At 61.3% G+C, this 15,261-nt stretch carries 14 protein-coding genes; 7 read left to right on the top strand and 7 right to left on the bottom strand.

The genetic code is table 11. The annotated features are described in order from the left end of the window. Positions 1-9: 9 nt before the first annotated feature. Positions 10-792 (bottom strand): anti-sigma factor, encoded by a 783-nt coding sequence (locus AC4BBN_RS10480; RefSeq protein ID WP_490591926.1) that lies wholly within the window; start codon positions 790-792, stop codon positions 10-12. A gap of 19 nt (positions 793-811) precedes the next feature. Then, positions 812-1,405: an RNA polymerase sigma factor gene (locus AC4BBN_RS10475; RefSeq protein ID WP_490591925.1), complete on the bottom strand. Its 594-nt coding sequence runs from the start codon at positions 1,403-1,405 to the stop codon at positions 812-814. 203 nt (positions 1,406-1,608) lie between these two features. Here AC4BBN_RS10475 and AC4BBN_RS10470 point away from each other — a divergent pair, with 203 nt between their 5' ends. The 4 genes from AC4BBN_RS10470 to AC4BBN_RS10455 all read left to right on the top strand — a co-directional run bounded on the left by AC4BBN_RS10470 (position 1,609) and on the right by AC4BBN_RS10455 (position 6,533). Then, the gene (locus AC4BBN_RS10470; protein WP_490591924.1) at positions 1,609-2,043 is read left to right on the top strand and encodes a c-type cytochrome; all 435 of its coding nucleotides are present in this window, start codon (positions 1,609-1,611) and stop codon (positions 2,041-2,043) included. A 122-nt stretch (positions 2,044-2,165) separates the two neighbouring features. Further along, positions 2,166-3,356 carry a phosphoglycerate kinase gene (locus AC4BBN_RS10465; protein WP_490591923.1) on the top strand — a complete coding sequence of 397 codons (1,191 nt, stop codon included), beginning with the start codon at positions 2,166-2,168 and terminating at the stop codon, positions 3,354-3,356. Between the two features lie 131 nt (positions 3,357-3,487). Then, positions 3,488-5,221, top strand: coding sequence for an ABC transporter permease (locus tag AC4BBN_RS10460; protein ID WP_490591922.1), 1,734 nt, complete (start codon positions 3,488-3,490; stop codon positions 5,219-5,221). A gap of 10 nt (positions 5,222-5,231) precedes the next feature. Continuing rightward, a complete protein-coding gene (locus tag AC4BBN_RS10455) occupies positions 5,232-6,533 on the top strand; it encodes an ABC transporter ATP-binding protein (protein WP_490591921.1) in 1,302 nt (433 codons plus the stop codon). Positions 6,534-6,598: 65 nt separating this feature from the next. Here AC4BBN_RS10455 and AC4BBN_RS10450 read toward each other — a convergent pair whose 3' ends face one another. Beyond that, positions 6,599-7,189 (bottom strand): OmpW/AlkL family protein, encoded by a 591-nt coding sequence (locus tag AC4BBN_RS10450; protein WP_490591920.1) that lies wholly within the window; start codon positions 7,187-7,189, stop codon positions 6,599-6,601. A 138-nt stretch (positions 7,190-7,327) separates the two neighbouring features. After that, positions 7,328-8,434, bottom strand: coding sequence for a fatty acid desaturase (locus AC4BBN_RS10445; protein WP_490591919.1), 1,107 nt, complete (start codon positions 8,432-8,434; stop codon positions 7,328-7,330). 262 nt (positions 8,435-8,696) lie between these two features. Between AC4BBN_RS10445 and pyk the strand changes: the two genes are divergently transcribed. From pyk to AC4BBN_RS10430, 3 genes are all read left to right on the top strand, one after another. After that, the gene (gene pyk, locus AC4BBN_RS10440; protein ID WP_490591918.1) at positions 8,697-10,130 is read left to right on the top strand and encodes a pyruvate kinase; all 1,434 of its coding nucleotides are present in this window, start codon (positions 8,697-8,699) and stop codon (positions 10,128-10,130) included. Between the two features lie 281 nt (positions 10,131-10,411). Further along, complete coding sequence (fba, locus tag AC4BBN_RS10435; protein ID WP_490591917.1) at positions 10,412-11,476, top strand: class II fructose-bisphosphate aldolase; 1,065 nt, start codon at positions 10,412-10,414, stop codon at positions 11,474-11,476. 99 nt (positions 11,477-11,575) lie between these two features. Continuing rightward, the gene (locus AC4BBN_RS10430; protein ID WP_490591916.1) at positions 11,576-12,043 is read left to right on the top strand and encodes a YidB family protein; all 468 of its coding nucleotides are present in this window, start codon (positions 11,576-11,578) and stop codon (positions 12,041-12,043) included. A 63-nt stretch (positions 12,044-12,106) separates the two neighbouring features. Here AC4BBN_RS10430 and AC4BBN_RS10425 read toward each other — a convergent pair whose 3' ends face one another. The 3 genes from AC4BBN_RS10425 to AC4BBN_RS10415 all read right to left on the bottom strand — a co-directional run bounded on the left by AC4BBN_RS10425 (position 12,107) and on the right by AC4BBN_RS10415 (position 15,234). Further along, entirely contained in the window at positions 12,107-13,585 is a 1,479-nt protein-coding gene (locus AC4BBN_RS10425; protein ID WP_490591915.1) for a M20 family metallopeptidase, read from the bottom strand. A gap of 85 nt (positions 13,586-13,670) precedes the next feature. Continuing rightward, positions 13,671-14,558 (bottom strand): alpha/beta hydrolase, encoded by an 888-nt coding sequence (locus tag AC4BBN_RS10420; protein ID WP_490591914.1) that lies wholly within the window; start codon positions 14,556-14,558, stop codon positions 13,671-13,673. Positions 14,559-14,631: 73 nt separating this feature from the next. Next, complete coding sequence (locus AC4BBN_RS10415; RefSeq protein WP_490591913.1) at positions 14,632-15,234, bottom strand: TetR/AcrR family transcriptional regulator; 603 nt, start codon at positions 15,232-15,234, stop codon at positions 14,632-14,634. Positions 15,235-15,261 lie beyond the last annotated feature (27 nt).

Below are 15,261 nucleotides of genomic sequence, written 5' to 3'. Positions count from 1 at the left end.
CCAGCGTTCCTAAATCACCTTCTGAATCAGCGCGCCCTTGAACAGCACGGGGCCGGTGGGGCCTCCCTGCCCGGGTACGCCGCCCTTGGGCTCCAGGCTGATCGCCAGGGTCGGGATTTCCTTCACGTCGCCTTCGCCGGCCGTCAGTTGCAACAGCTTGTCGCGCCCCAGTACGCCCAGAGAGCGCGGGCTGCCCGCCGGTGGTAGGGCCCACAGCTGCAGAGATTTGTCGCCTGCCTCCTGGAAGCCTCCCACGCGTTGCAGCACCAGCTTATGGTTTTTGGGGTCGAAGGTCACCAACATGGATGCTGCAGCGGCGTTGTCTTGCAGCACCGCTACGTACTCGATTTGCGGTGCGGCCTGTATTTGCGTTTGTAGGGATGCAATCTGGCCGGTCAAGTGCTGCTGCTGGTTCAGGCCCACCACAACAGCCACCGCAGCTGTGGCAACGCCAGCAAAAGTTGCGCCGCGCCAGAGCAGCAGATTGCGCAACCAGCCGCCGGGGTCGGCCGGTGTCGTGACGGGGACGCGAGCGTTCAGCATGGCTTGTTGCTCCTGTTCGGCGCGCAGCAAGTTGTCTATGCGCGTCCAGACGGCGGCAGCGGGCGCTGCCTGCTGCTGGAGTTCGGCCACGCTGCCCAGGCGGGACTGCCAGATCAGCGCAGCTGCGCGCACGGGGGCTTGCTCGCGCGCCAGGGTTTCAAAGCGGCGGCGGGCGCCTGCGCGCAGGGTGCCCAGGGCGTAGCTGGCCGCCAGGCGGTCCAAGAGTTCGGGGTGTTGGGGAAGATGCATGGTTAGGTTCTCAGGCAACTCAGGCAAACCGCGCCATACACACGCGCAGTTGTTCCAGTCCACGGCGTATCCAGCTCTTTACCGAGCCTAGCGGCAGGCGCAGTTGCTCCGCCAGTTCGCTGTGGCTGAGGTCGCGCAGATAGGCCAGGCTGACCAGCTCGCGCTGGCGCTGGTCCAGCCGTGTCATGCACTGGTGCAGCGCCCAGGCCTGCTGGCTGGCCTGGGCCGTGTCCATGGGGTTGGGGCTGTCGCCGTCCAGCGTGTCCGCCAAGACCTCGTCCAGCTCCTGGGTGATGTTGCTGCGATCTGCCGTGCGGCGGCGCAAAAAGTCCAACCCGCGGCTGCGCACGATCAGGCCCATCCAGGCCAGGGGTGGACTCAGGGACGCCCGGTAGCTACCGGCCGACCGCCAGATGGTCATATAGGCTTCTTGCAGCACGTCTTCAGCCCATTCGCGTTTGCCCACAACCCGCATCGCCAGCCCGTAGAGCTTGGACGAGGTGTGCTCGTAAAGCTCTTTCAGCGCCGGCGCCTCCTGGGCGGCGATGCGGTCCAGCAAGGCCATAAGGGCGTGGTCCGGGTTGGCGGAAGAATTGGGGTCGTTGGGGTTCATGGAAGGGCATTGTGGGGCAGATGTGCATTGGCACGGTCTTGGCATGAATACGGAGCCGCAGTGTGTTTAGATGCACAGGCTTTAACTTGATTAAAAAAATCGGGTAATAACATCCACTTACATGCGGCCTGCGTATAGCGTATGGGAGCCACGTGTTGTGTTGGCCCAGTCCCCTATCTCCTTTCTGCAATGACTTTCCCTCTATGAGCACTATCCCTGGCAAGCCCGTACGCTGGCGTGGTTTGAGCCTGCGCCGCGCCGGTATCTGCGCTGCGGTGGTGGCCGTGGCCGGCGCCCTATTCTTGCTGGTGGACCAGCGTGTACAGGCCCAGTCCGTGCAACGCGGCCAGACGGTGTATGCGGCGCAGTGCATGGCCTGTCACAGCCTTGATGACAACCGTACCGGCCCCAGGCACCGTGACGTGTTGAACCGTCGCGCTGGCAGCGTGCCGGGCTTCGACTACTCACCCGCTTTGCGCAACAGCCATCTGGTGTGGACGCCTGAGCATCTATTGGCTTGGCTGAAGGACCCCGAGGCGTTGATTCCCGGCCAGGCGATGGATTTCCAACTGGAGCAAGCGCGTGACCGCGAAGACGTGGTGGCCTATCTGGCCAGTGTCAAAGTGCCAGGCCCGTAGACGTTTGCAGGTCTGGGCAGGCGAGCGGAATGCGCGCGGATGAGCCTGCTCTGTAACAAGCGGACCGGGGTGGCTTTTAGAATGCGCCACGCGACTTTTTTCACAACCAACCCAGCACTGCCATGAACGTCATCCGCTTCTCCGATCTCTGCGCCCAAGGCAAAGCCTCTGGCCAACGTGTTTTCATCCGTGCCGACCTGAACGTGCCGCAGGACGACAACGGTGCCATCACCGAAGACACCCGCATCCGTGCCTCCGTGCCCTGCATCCAGATGGCGCTGGCAGCCGGCGCTGCGGTGATGGTGACCTCGCACCTGGGGCGCCCCACAGAGGGCGCGTTTAAACCCGAGGACTCGCTGGCACCCGTAGCCAAGCGCCTGGGTGAACTGCTGGGCCGTGAAGTCCCCCTGCTGGCCAACTGGGTGGACGGCGTCACGGTCGCCCCCGGCCAGGTGGTGCTGTTAGAGAACTGCCGCGTGAACGTCGGCGAAAAGAAGAACAGCCCTGAGCTGGCAAAGAAAATGGCCGCCTTGTGCGACATCTTCGTCAACGATGCCTTCGGTACCGCCCATCGCGCCGAAGGCACGACCTACGGCATTGCCGAATACGCCAAGATTGCCTGCGCCGGCCCATTGCTGGCCGCCGAAATAGATGCCATCACCAAGGCCCTGGCCCACCCCCAGCGTCCGCTGGTGGCCATTGTGGCGGGCTCCAAAGTGTCGACCAAGCTGACCATCCTCAAGAGCCTGTCCGAAAAGGTAGACCAGTTGATCGTGGGCGGCGGTATCGCCAACACCTTTATGCTGGCCGCTGGCCTGAAGATTGGCAAGTCGCTGGCCGAACCCGATCTGGTGGACCAGGCCAAGGCCGTGATCGAAGCCATGAAGGCCCGTGGCGCCGCCGTGCCGATCCCGGTCGATGTGGTGACGGCCAAAACCTTCTCCGCTGATGCCGTAGCCACTGTGAAAGCCGCTGCCGATGTGGCCGATGACGACCTGATTCTGGACATTGGCCCACAAACTGCCGCCGCCTTGGCCACCCAACTGAAGGCTGCAGGCACCATCGTCTGGAACGGCCCTGTGGGCGTGTTTGAGTTCGACGCTTTTGCCCATGGCACCGAAACCATCGCCCGCGCGATCGCCGATAGTGCTGCGTTTTCTATAGCAGGTGGTGGAGATACCCTGGCCGCTATCGCCAAATACGGCATTGAAAACCAAGTCGGTTATATCTCCACCGGCGGCGGCGCTTTCCTGGAAATCTTGGAAGGCAAAACCTTGCCAGCGTTCGAGATCCTGCAAAAGCGCGCGGCCTGATCCTCTCACGAGCCCACCGCCTCGGCATTTTTGAATGCTGGGGCGGCTCTTCATGTTGCGGACACGCGGCGGTGTTCTACTCGTTCGCTACACACTGAATCTTTACTTGCCGCGCTGAGGGATCGCTAAACATGTTTGAGCTGTTTCATCCGCAGGCGCGTGGCGGCAATGTGTTCGCGAAAAAACCCAACCGCTGGGACCTGGCTCTGCTTCCGTTGGTGCTGGCCATTCTGCTGGCCCTGGCGTTTGGCGCCTCGCAGATGGCTCGCCCTTTCGCCATGGGCGAAGCGCTGGAAATCTCGCTGGACCCGTCCTATCTGCCCTATTACCTGCTGCGCACCATTCTGCGCATGTTCATTGCGCTGGGCTTTTCGCTGCTGTTCAGCTTTGTCTTCGCGGCGATAGCCGCAAAGTACCGCACGGCCGAGAAGGCCATGATCCCGATTCTGGACATTCTGCAGTCGGTGCCGATTCTCGGCTTCCAGGCGATTGCAATTGCGCCATTCATTGCACTCTTCCCGGGTAGCCTGCTGGGCGTGGAATGCGCGGCGATTTTCGCCATCTTCACGTCGCAGGCCTGGAACATGGCGTTCAGTCTGTACCAGTCGATCCGCACCGTGCCTGAAGAACTCAAGGAAGCGGCGCGGATATTCCGGCTGTCGGGTTGGCAGCGCTTCTGGCGACTGGAGTTGCCATTTGCCATGCCGGGGCTGCTGTGGAACATGATGATGTCCATGTCCGGGGGCTGGTTCTTTCTGGTGGCGGCGGAAGCAATTTCGGTGGCGAACCAGGACATCAAACTGCCAGGTATAGGCTCCTATATCGCGGTGGCGATCGAGGCAGAAAACGGCAAGGCCATCGCCTGGGCGATTGGGGCGATGCTGGCGGGCATTCTGTTGTACGACCAACTGTTCTTTCGGCCTTTGCTGGCCTGGGCCGACAAGTTTCGTTTTGAAGAGTCGCAGGGTGAAACCGCGCAGCAATCCTGGCTGCTGGACTGGATGCGCCGCAGCCGCTGGATGAGCGCACTGAGCGGCCAGTTCTGGAGCTTGTTACGCGGTGCGCTAGGCTGGTTCAGTGTGCGCCACGACGGAACCGCAGTTGAGGCGCGGCCACGCGTCCAGAACCCGCTGTGGCCGCGTATTTGGGATGGCGTGTTGCTGCTGATTGCCTTGCTGGCGGTGTACCGCCTGGTGGTGTTTGTGCACAGCGATGTGGGCTGGGGCGAGGCAGGCCATGTGGTGGTCTTGGGCTGCATTACCTTGTTGCGGGTCATGCTACTGATAGCGCTGGCCTCGGTCGTCTGGGTGCCGGTGGCCGTGTGGATTGGTCTGCGTCCGCAGTATTCGCAGCGGGTACAGGCCGTGGCTCAGTTTTTGGCGGCATTTCCGGTGAACCTGATGTTCCCACTGGTGGTGTTCGTCCTGGTGACGCTGCGCTTGAACCCCAATATCTGGCTCAGCCCTTTGATGGTGTTTGGCACCCAGTGGTACATCCTGTTCAACGTGGTGGCAGGTGCTGCAACCATTCCCAACGAGCTGCGCTTGGCTGCAGACAACCTGGGCGTCAAGGGCTGGCTGAAGTGGAAGCGCATTTACCTGCCCGCCGTGTTTCCCAGCTACCTGACGGGTGCCATTACCGCCAGCGGCGGCTCCTGGAACGCCAGCATCGTGGCCGAGTACGTCACCTGGGGCAAGACCACGCTGGTGGCCGATGGCCTGGGTAGCTACATCAAGCAAATGACCGATGCCGGCGACTTCCACCGCATTGCGCTGGGCATTGGTGTGATGTGTATTTTTGTGATGTTTTTAAACCGATTCTTCTGGCGCAAGCTGTACCTGCTGGCCGAAGACCGCAGCCGCTAGAGGAGCCAAGATGGGCAAGAACCTACTCATTGAACTGGGCGGCGTCGCCAAGTCATTCCTGGCAGCCGACGGTACAGCCCGCACGGTGCTGGACAAGGTGGACTTCCAGCTAGCGGAGGGCGAAATAGTCGCCTTGCTCGGCAAATCCGGCTCGGGCAAATCGACTCTGCTGCGCATCATGGCCGGCCTGATTCCGGCCGACCACGGCCAAGTCAGCTACCGCCAGAAGCCTATTTATGGCCCTGTGGCCGGCATCGCCATGGTGTTCCAGTCGTTTGCGCTGTTTCCCTGGCTGACAGTGCAGCAGAACGTGGAGCTGGGTCTGGAGGCCCAGGGTGTGGCGCCTGACGAGCGCGAAAAGCGTGCCGATGCGGTGCTGGAGATGATTGGTCTGGCTGGCTTCGGCGGCGCCTTGCCGCGCGAGCTGTCGGGCGGCATGAAGCAGCGCGTGGGGATTGCGCGCGCGTTGGTGACTAACCCCGACATACTGTTGATGGACGAGGCCTTTTCCGCCCTGGATGTGTTGACTGGCGAGACCCTGCGTAACGACATGCTGGAGCTGTGGGACGGCGACAAGATCCCCACCAAGGGCATTCTGATTGTTTCGCACAATATCGAAGAGGCCGTGATGATGGCCGACCGCGTCATCATCCTGTCCAGCGACCCAGGCCGTATCCGGGTCGAGGTGAAGATTGATTTGCCACGCCCGCGCGATGCCGACGGGGTCGAAGTCCGCGCCCTGATCGACGAGGTTTACGGCCTGATGACCATGCGCCCGGCACAAGAAGTTGCACCTGGCATGCCGACCACCCTGCACCTGGGCTATCGCTTGCCGGAAACCGACATTACCCGTATCGAAGGTGTGCTGGACCTGCTGGCCGATACACCGTTTGACGGACATGCCGACTTGCCGCAATTGGCCGAAGAGTCCGAGCTGGCCGATGAAGAGCTTTTCCCCACCTATGAGGCCCTGGGTATGCTGGGCTTGGCCCATGTGGACAAGGGCGACATCATGCTGACTGCGCTGGGCCGCAACTATGTGGAGGCGGACCAGGCCCAAAAGCAGGAAATCTTCGGCCAGCAACTGTTGACCCATGTGCCTCTGGCGGCGCATATCCGGCGCAGCCTGGAAGACGAGCCGTCTGGGAATCTGGCCGAAAAGCGCTTCCTGGATCTGCTGGAGGAGTTCATGGAGGCCGACAAGGCCAAGCGCGTGCTGGAGGTGGCCATTGAGTGGGGGCGCTATGGCGAGGTCTACAGCTACGACTACCACACGGGTCGATTGACGTTGCCAGAGCAGTCCGAGGATTGAGCCCAGGTTGTGCAGGGCTATCCGTCAAGAAAAAAGCGCCCATCGGGGCGCTTTTTTATGGGTGCTTAGAAACGCCAGCCCAGACCGACACCGTACAAAACGGGATCAATTTTGAAGGTGCCCAATTTGGCGCCGCTCGCGCTGACGTCGGTGCGGATGTAGACCTTCTTAACGTCAAAGTTCAAATACAAATTTTTTGACAGTGGAATGTCTACGCCGGCCTGCAGCGCGGGGCCAAAGCTGCTCCGATCTACATCGACGCCGGCAGGCAGATCGACTGCACTGATGCGGGTGTAGTTGAGGCCCGCACCCACATAAGGCTTGAAGCCTGCGGCGTTGAAGTGGTACTGCAGCGTCAAGGTGGGTGGCAGGTGCTTGAAGCTGCCAATCGCGGTGCTGCCGGCACTCAGAGTTTGTTTTTGTGGAACAGTGAGCACCAGCTCGGCGGCGATCTGCGGCGTGAAGAAGTAGCTGATGTCCACTTCGGGCAGCCATTTGTCATTGATGCTCAGTGAGAGCGGTGTGCTGTCACCATTGCTGCTTTGAAGGTACACGGCACGGGCACGTACCAGCCAGGGGCCCTCGGTGGTGGATTGGGCGAAAGCCGAAGCCGAAACCATTGCACACAGGGCGGCAGCAAGCAGGGTCTTATTCATGATTTTCTTTCGATCACGGTAGCGGGGATATTCCCAGCCCTGATTACAAAAGAGTCCGCCGCTGGCCACTTTGCGCCTGGTCAAAGTGGCTTAACGTGGCAATAGGCCCTGCTTGCGCTATATCAAATGTGGGTCTGATCAGGTCACTGCGTGGCGCGGCGTGCTGGTGGAGTTGCCGGCAAAATCGGTCCAGCAATTGCGCGTCAGGTCGTACAGCTTGCAGCTACGGGCAGTCTGAAAGTACCAGCGCCAGGAGAATGCCTGGATGATGATGCGTCCTGGCAGCAACTCTTCCAGCGTTTTCTGGGCTTCTTTCAAGCGGTACAGCGGAATGCTCATATCCACGTGGTGGGCCGTGTGCTCCATGATGTGGTGCATCAGTGCGCCTATATGGAACGAGAAGGTGAGGTGCACCGTGGTCGATACGAAGGGCTGTGCCTTGGCCCAGGTGGCGCGGTCACCATGCCAAGACACCTTGGTATGGGTATGGTGCACATACACCACGAAGCCGATCATGGAGAACCAGAACAGCAGCGGCACGATAAAGCCGGTGGCGATGAGCAGGGCCAGTGATTGCTGCGTCACCAGCGCAGCCGTGGTGATGGCAGCCAGCCACAAAAGTCCGAAGCTGGAAATCAGCACGCAATCCCAGGTGAAGATGGAGCGCTGAGTGCCCATGCTGGACTTGCTGGGAAAGAACATGCGACGCCACCATATCTCCACGATGTAGTAAAGGCCGGGTGCCCAGCCGCTGCGGTAGATGCGCTGCATGAAGCGCTGCAGGGGCGACAAGGCCTGGTATTCCTCGGGTGTCAGTGGTGCCCAGACGAAGTCCACGCCCTTGAGGTTGGTGAAGCCATGGTGCACCACGTTGTGGCCCACATCCCACAAGCTATAGGCCGTCAGCGAAGGCAGGAAGGCGATACGTCCCAGCCATTTGTTCAGGCGGCGGTGGGGCGTCAGGCTCTGGTGGCAGCCATCGTGGCCGATGATGAAAAGTCGCCCAATCACGAAGCCCGCTACCAGACCGCACAGCAGTTTGAGCCAGGGCGATGCCAGCAGCACCGTGGCACTGAGTGCCGCCGCAAGCAAGGCGTAGTCCAGCGCGAGCAGGAACAAGGCCCTCAAGGTGGTGCGCTGGGAGAGTGGAATCAGCCAGGAGCGTATGACTTTGCGGTGTGGCAGTGGTTCACCCGGAGGCAGTGGACTCGGAAGATGGGGTGTACTGTGAATGGAAGAGGTCATAGGGAAAACACGGGTCAGGAATCTGCACGCGGCACACGGTGGTGGCGGCAAACGCAAAAGTTGCGTGCCATGATACTAGCCGCGCGGGATGAATTGCCTCTGACCAGGATCAATACAGTGTGCAATAGAGTTGATGCGCCCATTTTGAGCGAGCCGAAAGGCTCTAGCTTAGCGCCCGCTGAGGGCGGCTCAGGCTGTAACCTTTTGGTAACTTGTTTCATGTAAAAATCGAAACTAAATTACATACCCGGAGACTTATCCCATGCCCCGCCTTGCTACCAAAATCGTTGCCACCTTGGGCCCAGCCTCGAATAGCCCGGAAATCCTGGAGCAACTGATCCGTGCAGGTGTGAATGTTGTACGGCTGAACTTCAGCCATGGCAAGGCACAAGACCATATCGATCGCGCCATGATGGTGCGTGAAGCCGCCAAGCGCGCCGGCGTCGAGGTGGCCATCATGGCCGACCTGCAAGGCCCGAAGATCCGCGTTGCCAAGTTTGCCGAAGGCAAGGTCATGCTGGAGCCTGGCCAGAAATTCGTGTTGGATGCAGCCCGCGCCGAACCCGGTGACATCAATGGCGTTGGCCTGGACTACAAAGAGTTGCCCCGCGAGGTGAAGTCTGGCGATGTGCTGCTGCTGAACGACGGTTTGATCGTCATGACCGTGGAGTTTGTGCGTGGCGAAGCCGTGCACACCGTGGTGAATCTCGGCGGTGAGCTGTCCAACAACAAGGGCATTAACAAAAAGGGTGGTGGCCTGACCGCCCCTGCGCTGACCTCCAAGGACATGGAAGATATCAAGACCGCGATGTCTTTCCAGGCCGACTACGTGGCCGTCAGCTTCCCCAAGAACGCGACCGACATGGAAATGGCGCGCCAGCTGTGCAATGTGGCTGCAGCCGAATACCGCCACAAACCCGGCATGATCGCCAAGATCGAGCGCGCAGAAGCCATTCCGCTGCTGCAATCGATTCTGGACGCCAGCGACGGCATCATGGTGGCGCGCGGCGACTTGGCTGTTGAAGTGGGCAATGCCGCTGTGCCAGCGCTGCAAAAACGCATGATCCGCATGGCGCGTGCCAGCGACAAGGTGGTGATTACCGCCACCCAGATGATGGAAAGCATGATCACCAACCCCGTGCCGACCCGTGCCGAGGTCAGCGACGTGGCCAATGCGGTGCTGGACGGCACCGATGCAGTGATGTTGAGCGCGGAAACCGCGGCCGGCAAGTTCCCGCTGGAAACCGTGCTGGAAATGGCCAATATCTGCCGTGAAGCCGAAAAGGCCGAATACGGTGAGCTGGAAGCCGACTTCAAGGGCAAGACTTTTGAACGCATCGACCAGTCCATTGCCATGGGCGCACTGTTTACCGCCCAGCATCTGGGCGCCAAGGCGATTGTGGCCATGACCGATAGCGGCTCTACCGCCTTGTGGATGAGCCGCCACAGCATCCACGTGCCTATCTATGCCCTGACGCCTCGTCTGGCCACCCAGCGCAAGATGTGCCTGTACCGCAATGTGCTGCCGTTGCTGATGGACGCCAGCAGTGACCGTGACACGGCGTTGGGCCAGGCAGAGCGCCATTTGACGCAGCGCGGCATCGTGCAGCGCGGCGACATTTATGCCATTACCTGCGGTGAACCCATGGGCGCCCCTGGCGGCACCAATATGCTGAAGATCTGCCAGGTCGGCTAAACCTTTTTCGCCCTGCCGCCGGGTTTTCAACCCGGCCCAACGCCCGCTTCCTGCGGGCGTTTGTGTTTCCAGGCCCCAGTCGTTTTAGTTCGGCTGTAAAACTGTTGTTTCAAAATGAAAAAAGCGGGTGTTTGCCAAGGCTGGCCCGTGTTTTGCAAATCGTTTGAAGCAAGGGCACGGCTAAAATTAAGAAAGTTACCAAGCGGTTACGAAGGAATTGCTATCCGTACCAGCCTCGATTGGCCGCCTTGTCCTGATTTTTAACTCTCTGGAAGCACCCTATGGCACTCGTCTCTATGCGTGAATTGTTGGACCATGCCGCCGAAAACGGCTATGGCATCCCGGCTTTCAATGTCAATAATCTGGAGCAGGTCCAGGCCGTGATGTCGGCCGCGGACGAGGTGGGCGCTCCCGTCATACTGCAAGCCAGTGCGGGTGCGCGCAAATATGCTGGCGAGCCCTTCATCAAGCATCTGATCCAGGCGGCACTGGAAACCTGGCCACACATTCCCCTGGTCATGCACCAGGACCATGGCCAAAGCCCGGATGTGTGCCAAGGCGCGATCAACCTGGGTTTCAGCTCTGTGATGATGGATGGTTCTTTGCATGCCGACGGCAAAACCATCGCCAGCTACGACTACAACGTGGAGGTTACCGCCAAGGTGGCCGCCATGGCCCACAGGGTGGGTGTAACCGTGGAAGGCGAGCTTGGCTGCCTGGGCTCTCTGGAAACCATGAAGGGCGACAAGGAAGACGGCCACGGCACCGATGCCACCATGACCATGGACCAACTGCTGACCGACCCTGAGCAGGCTGCCGACTTCGTCAAGCGCACCCAGATCGATGCCCTGGCCATTGCCATCGGCACCAGCCACGGCGCTTACAAGTTCACCCGCAAGCCCACGGGCGACATTCTGGCGATCTCACGCATCAAGGAAATCCACCGCCGCATTCCCAACACCCACTTGGTGATGCATGGCAGCTCCAGCGTGCCACAAGAGTTCCTGGCCATCATCCGCGAACACGGTGGCGACATGAAGGAAACCTATGGCGTGCCCGTCGAGGAGATCCAGGAAGCCATCAAGTACGGCGTGCGCAAGATCAACATCGACACCGATGTGCGCTTGGCCATGACGGCGGCGATCCGCAAGTACTTCACGCAGAACCCCGACAAGTTCGACCCGCGCGACTACCTCAAGCCAGCGCGCGAAGCGGCCAAGCAACTGTGCAAGCAGCGTTACCTGGAGTTCGGCTGCGAAGGCCAGGCCGCCAGCATCAAGGGCGACAACCTGGTGGTGGTGGCCAGCCACTATGCCGAAGGGCGCCTGGCCCAAGTGGTGCACTGAAACACCGCCTAGCCCAGTTACGCAGAAGGCTGTATCGCCGACAATCTGCTTGCGACCCCTGCGGTTGCGGGCAGATTCAACTCACTCTAAGGAAACACCATGGGCTTACTGGACTCGGTTCTCGGCGCGGTTTTGAACAACAGCCAACAGCAACAACAGCCTCAGGGCGGCGGGCTGGGTGGCATCATCGGCATGCTGGCCAGCAACCCGCAGCTGATCCAGGCGGTCACGGGCATGCTGGGCAATAACAGCCAGCTCGGTGGTTTGGGCGGCCTGGTGGAGAAATTCCAGCAAGCCGGCCTGGGCGATGTGGTGGGTTCGTGGATCGGTTCTGGGCAGAACCAGCCGATTTCGGCCGATCAACTCTCCAGCGTGCTGGGCTCGGATGCACTGTCTGGTCTGGCCGCCAAGCTGGGCGTAGATCCATCCGAGGCCGCAGGGCAACTGGCACAGGTGCTGCCAGGTCTGGTAGACCACCTCACCCCCGCCGGCCAAGCCCCGCAAGAAGGGCTGGGCGACAGCGGCGATTTGATGGGAGCTTTGAGCGGAATGCTACAAAAACTGTAACTGCCGGCGCAGGCGCTATCTGCGCAAGCGGTCTTTTTCTTTAAAAGAAAATGACCGCTTTTTTTATGCGCTGGGGAACTTCGAAATGACCTGCGCCACCGCTGCGGTGAGTTTCTTGGCATAGGGCACGTGCAGGAATTCATTCGGCCCATGGGCATTGCTTTTCGGGCCCAGCACGCCGCAGACCATCATCTGAGCCGTTGGGAAGCCTTGCGACAGCATATTCATCAGCGGAATCGTGCCGCCCTGGCCTATGTAGCCGCAGGGTGCGCCAAATTGGGCTTGCGATGCCGCATGCAAAGCCTGTTCGAACCAGGCTGCGGTGCTGGGGGCGTTCCAGCCGGTGGCAGCGCCTTCGGGGTGGAAGGTCACACGCGCCTGGTAAGGGGCGTTGTCTTCCAGTAAGGTTTTGAGTTGCTGCACGGCTTGCGGCGCATCCACCAGCGGCGGCAGGCGCAGCGACAGCTTGAATGCGGTGTAAGGGCGCAGCACATTGCCGGCGTTCTTCAGCTCGGGCAGGCCTTCGGCGCCGGTCACGCTTAGCGTAGGCGTCCAGGTACGGTTCAAAAGGGCTTGCACCGGGTCGGTGGTGGTCGGCAGGGCGAAGGCCGTGGAGCCGCCGCAGTCGTAATGCGCCCAGGGGAAGCGTTTGTAGATTTCATCGCCCAGGATGGCGGCGGTGGCCTGGGCCTGGGCCAGCCGGTCGGCGGGGACTTCGCAGTGGAAGCTGGCGGGCAGCAGGCGGCCGGTGGTGCTGTCTTCTAGCCGGTCCAGCACCTGGCGCATGATGCGAAAGCTGGACGGTACCAGGCCGCTGGCGTCACCGGAGTGGATGCCTTCGGTCAGTACCTCCACCTTCAGCACGCCGCTGGCCATGCCGCGCAGGCTGCTGGTCAGCCACAGCTGGTCGTAGTTGCCAGCGCCAGAATCCAGGCAGATCACCAGGGCCACGTCCCCCAGGCGGTTGTTACCGGGAGCACGCAGCGCATCCACGTAAGGCAGTAGGTCGTAAGAGCCACTTTCTTCGCAGGTTTCGATCAGACCCACGATGCGCGGGTGGGGCAGCTTCTGTTCTTTCAGCGCTTGCACGGCAGCGATACTGGCGTAGATGGCGTAACCATCGTCGGCACCGCCCCGGCCATAGAGCTTGCCGTCTTCGTACTTGGGTGTCCACGGTCCCAGGTCGTTGCGCCAGCCGCTGAACTCGGGTTGCTTGTCCAAGTGGCCATACATCAGCACGGTTTGGGCGGTGGTGGTTTGGCTGGCGGCCACTTCGAAGAACAGCACTGGCGTGCGACCTTCCATGCGGATGATTTCCAGCTTCAGGCCTTCTACTTTTTGCGCTTCGACCCAGCTGGCGGCATTGCGCAGCACGGTTTCCAGGTGGCCATGGGCTGCCCAATCGGCATCGAAAGCCGGCGACTTGGCTGGAATCGCAATGTAGTCACTGAGCTGCGGCACGATGGCTTCGTCCCAGCGCTGGCTCACCTGGGCCAGAGCCTGTGCTGGATTGAGGATAGAAGGGGCTACGCGGGCGTTCATGGCGGATCCTGGAAGCAGCAAAAGCCTTATTGCACCACAATGCCGGCCCCAGCGCAGTGGTAGCACCTGGTGCCTGGCTGGGCGGTCAAGCGGCCACGAATTCCGCCACCTCGGCCAGCACCGCCGGGTCTTGCAGGATGCGCCGGTGGCCCAGGCCCTGGGTCGCCACCAGTCGGGCATTCTGGATCGCCTGGCTATAGGCCAGGCCGTCGGCAAAGCGGTTGACCCGGTCGCCGCGGTCGTGCACCACCAGGGTCTGGGCGCGGATGCGCGGGCCCACCGCAGCTGGCTCCAGCTGGGTCAGCACAATGCCTTCACGGGCTTCCAGGCGCTGTTCTAGCCTGGCGCGCAGGGCTTCCCGCAGACCAAACACCTGGGCGAACTGGTGGGTGTACTGGCGCGGCGAAGCCAGTGGTGCCAGCAGCACCAGTTTGGCCGCCGGCAGGCCGCGCGCCATCGCAAAGGCAGCTGCATTGGCGCCCAGCGAATGCGCCACCACGGCCCGCAATTGCCGTCCTTCTTGCAGCAGGCGGGCACTCACATACTCCATGGCCCGGGTGAACTGCGGCAGATTGCTGGTCTGGCCGGCGCTGCGGCCGTGGGCCGGCATCTCTACCAACACCGGGCGCAGGCCTTGTTCCGCCAGAGCCTGTGCCAAAGGCAGCATTTGGGCCGCATGGCCGCCCCAGCCGTGCAGCAGCAATACGCAGGGGGCGTCGGGGGTGGCAGGCAGGCTGTAGACCGTCAGGCTTGCCTCCTCGAAGGCCCAGCGTTCGGTCTGCCAGCCTGGGCCCCAGGTGTGTTTGCGGCCCAGCCATTTGAGCGGTAGTGGCGTACCGAACAAGCGGTAGGCCGATCGCAGCGCGAGCGACGGCGAAACCTGCTGCATGGCGCGCAAACCCCAGCGCAGCCAGCGGGTCATGGCATGGGTGTCGTAATAGCTCAAAGCGGCTGGCAACGTGGCATCGGTCATGGTGAGCTCCTTTGTGAAATAAATAGCACAGACGTGCGAAATTTGAATAAAAAAACGGGCGCCCGCTTAGGGTTCAGGACTGGTAGCTGGCAACCAGCCGGGTCCAGCTGGTCTGTGTGCGCTCGATGGCACGCGGGTCGCGCATGAAGCGGGCATCGTGCAGCAGGCCCATGACCAGGCCGTACAACTCGCCTACCAGTTGCCCGGCATCGGTGTCGGCCCGCAACTGGCCTAGCGTGATGGCTTGCTGCACGGTGCGACGCAGTGCCGTGCGCCAGCCGCTGATGGCTTGCACCAGGTGGTCGCGCAACTCGCCTTCCCGGTCATGCAGCTCAAAGGCACCCGCAGTAAAAATGCAGCCACTGCGTACCTCCACCTGGCAGACCCGCAAGCTCCAGCGCCGCATGATCTCGTTCAGCCGGGGCAGTCCCCGGGGGAGCTGCATGGCGGGCACAAATACGTCGGCCAGAAAGCGGTGGCCATATTCATCAACGACTGCTTTTTGCAATGCCTCGCGCGAGCCGATGCGCGAAAACACGCCGCTCTTGGACAGGCCCACGCGGTCTGCCACGGCTTGCAGGCTGATCGCTTCCAGGCCCTGGGCGGCTGCCAGTTCCATGGCTGCGCCAACGATGGTGGCGCGGGTGAGTTCGCTTTTCTGGGTTTTTGCATCCATTCCAAAATATTAGCACGACTGTGCGAA

The organism is Rhodoferax sp. SPJ21, from assembly GCF_058216335.1.
The sequence above is the reverse complement of the archived record's forward strand: the minus strand, read 5'-3'. Positions and strand labels throughout refer to the sequence as shown.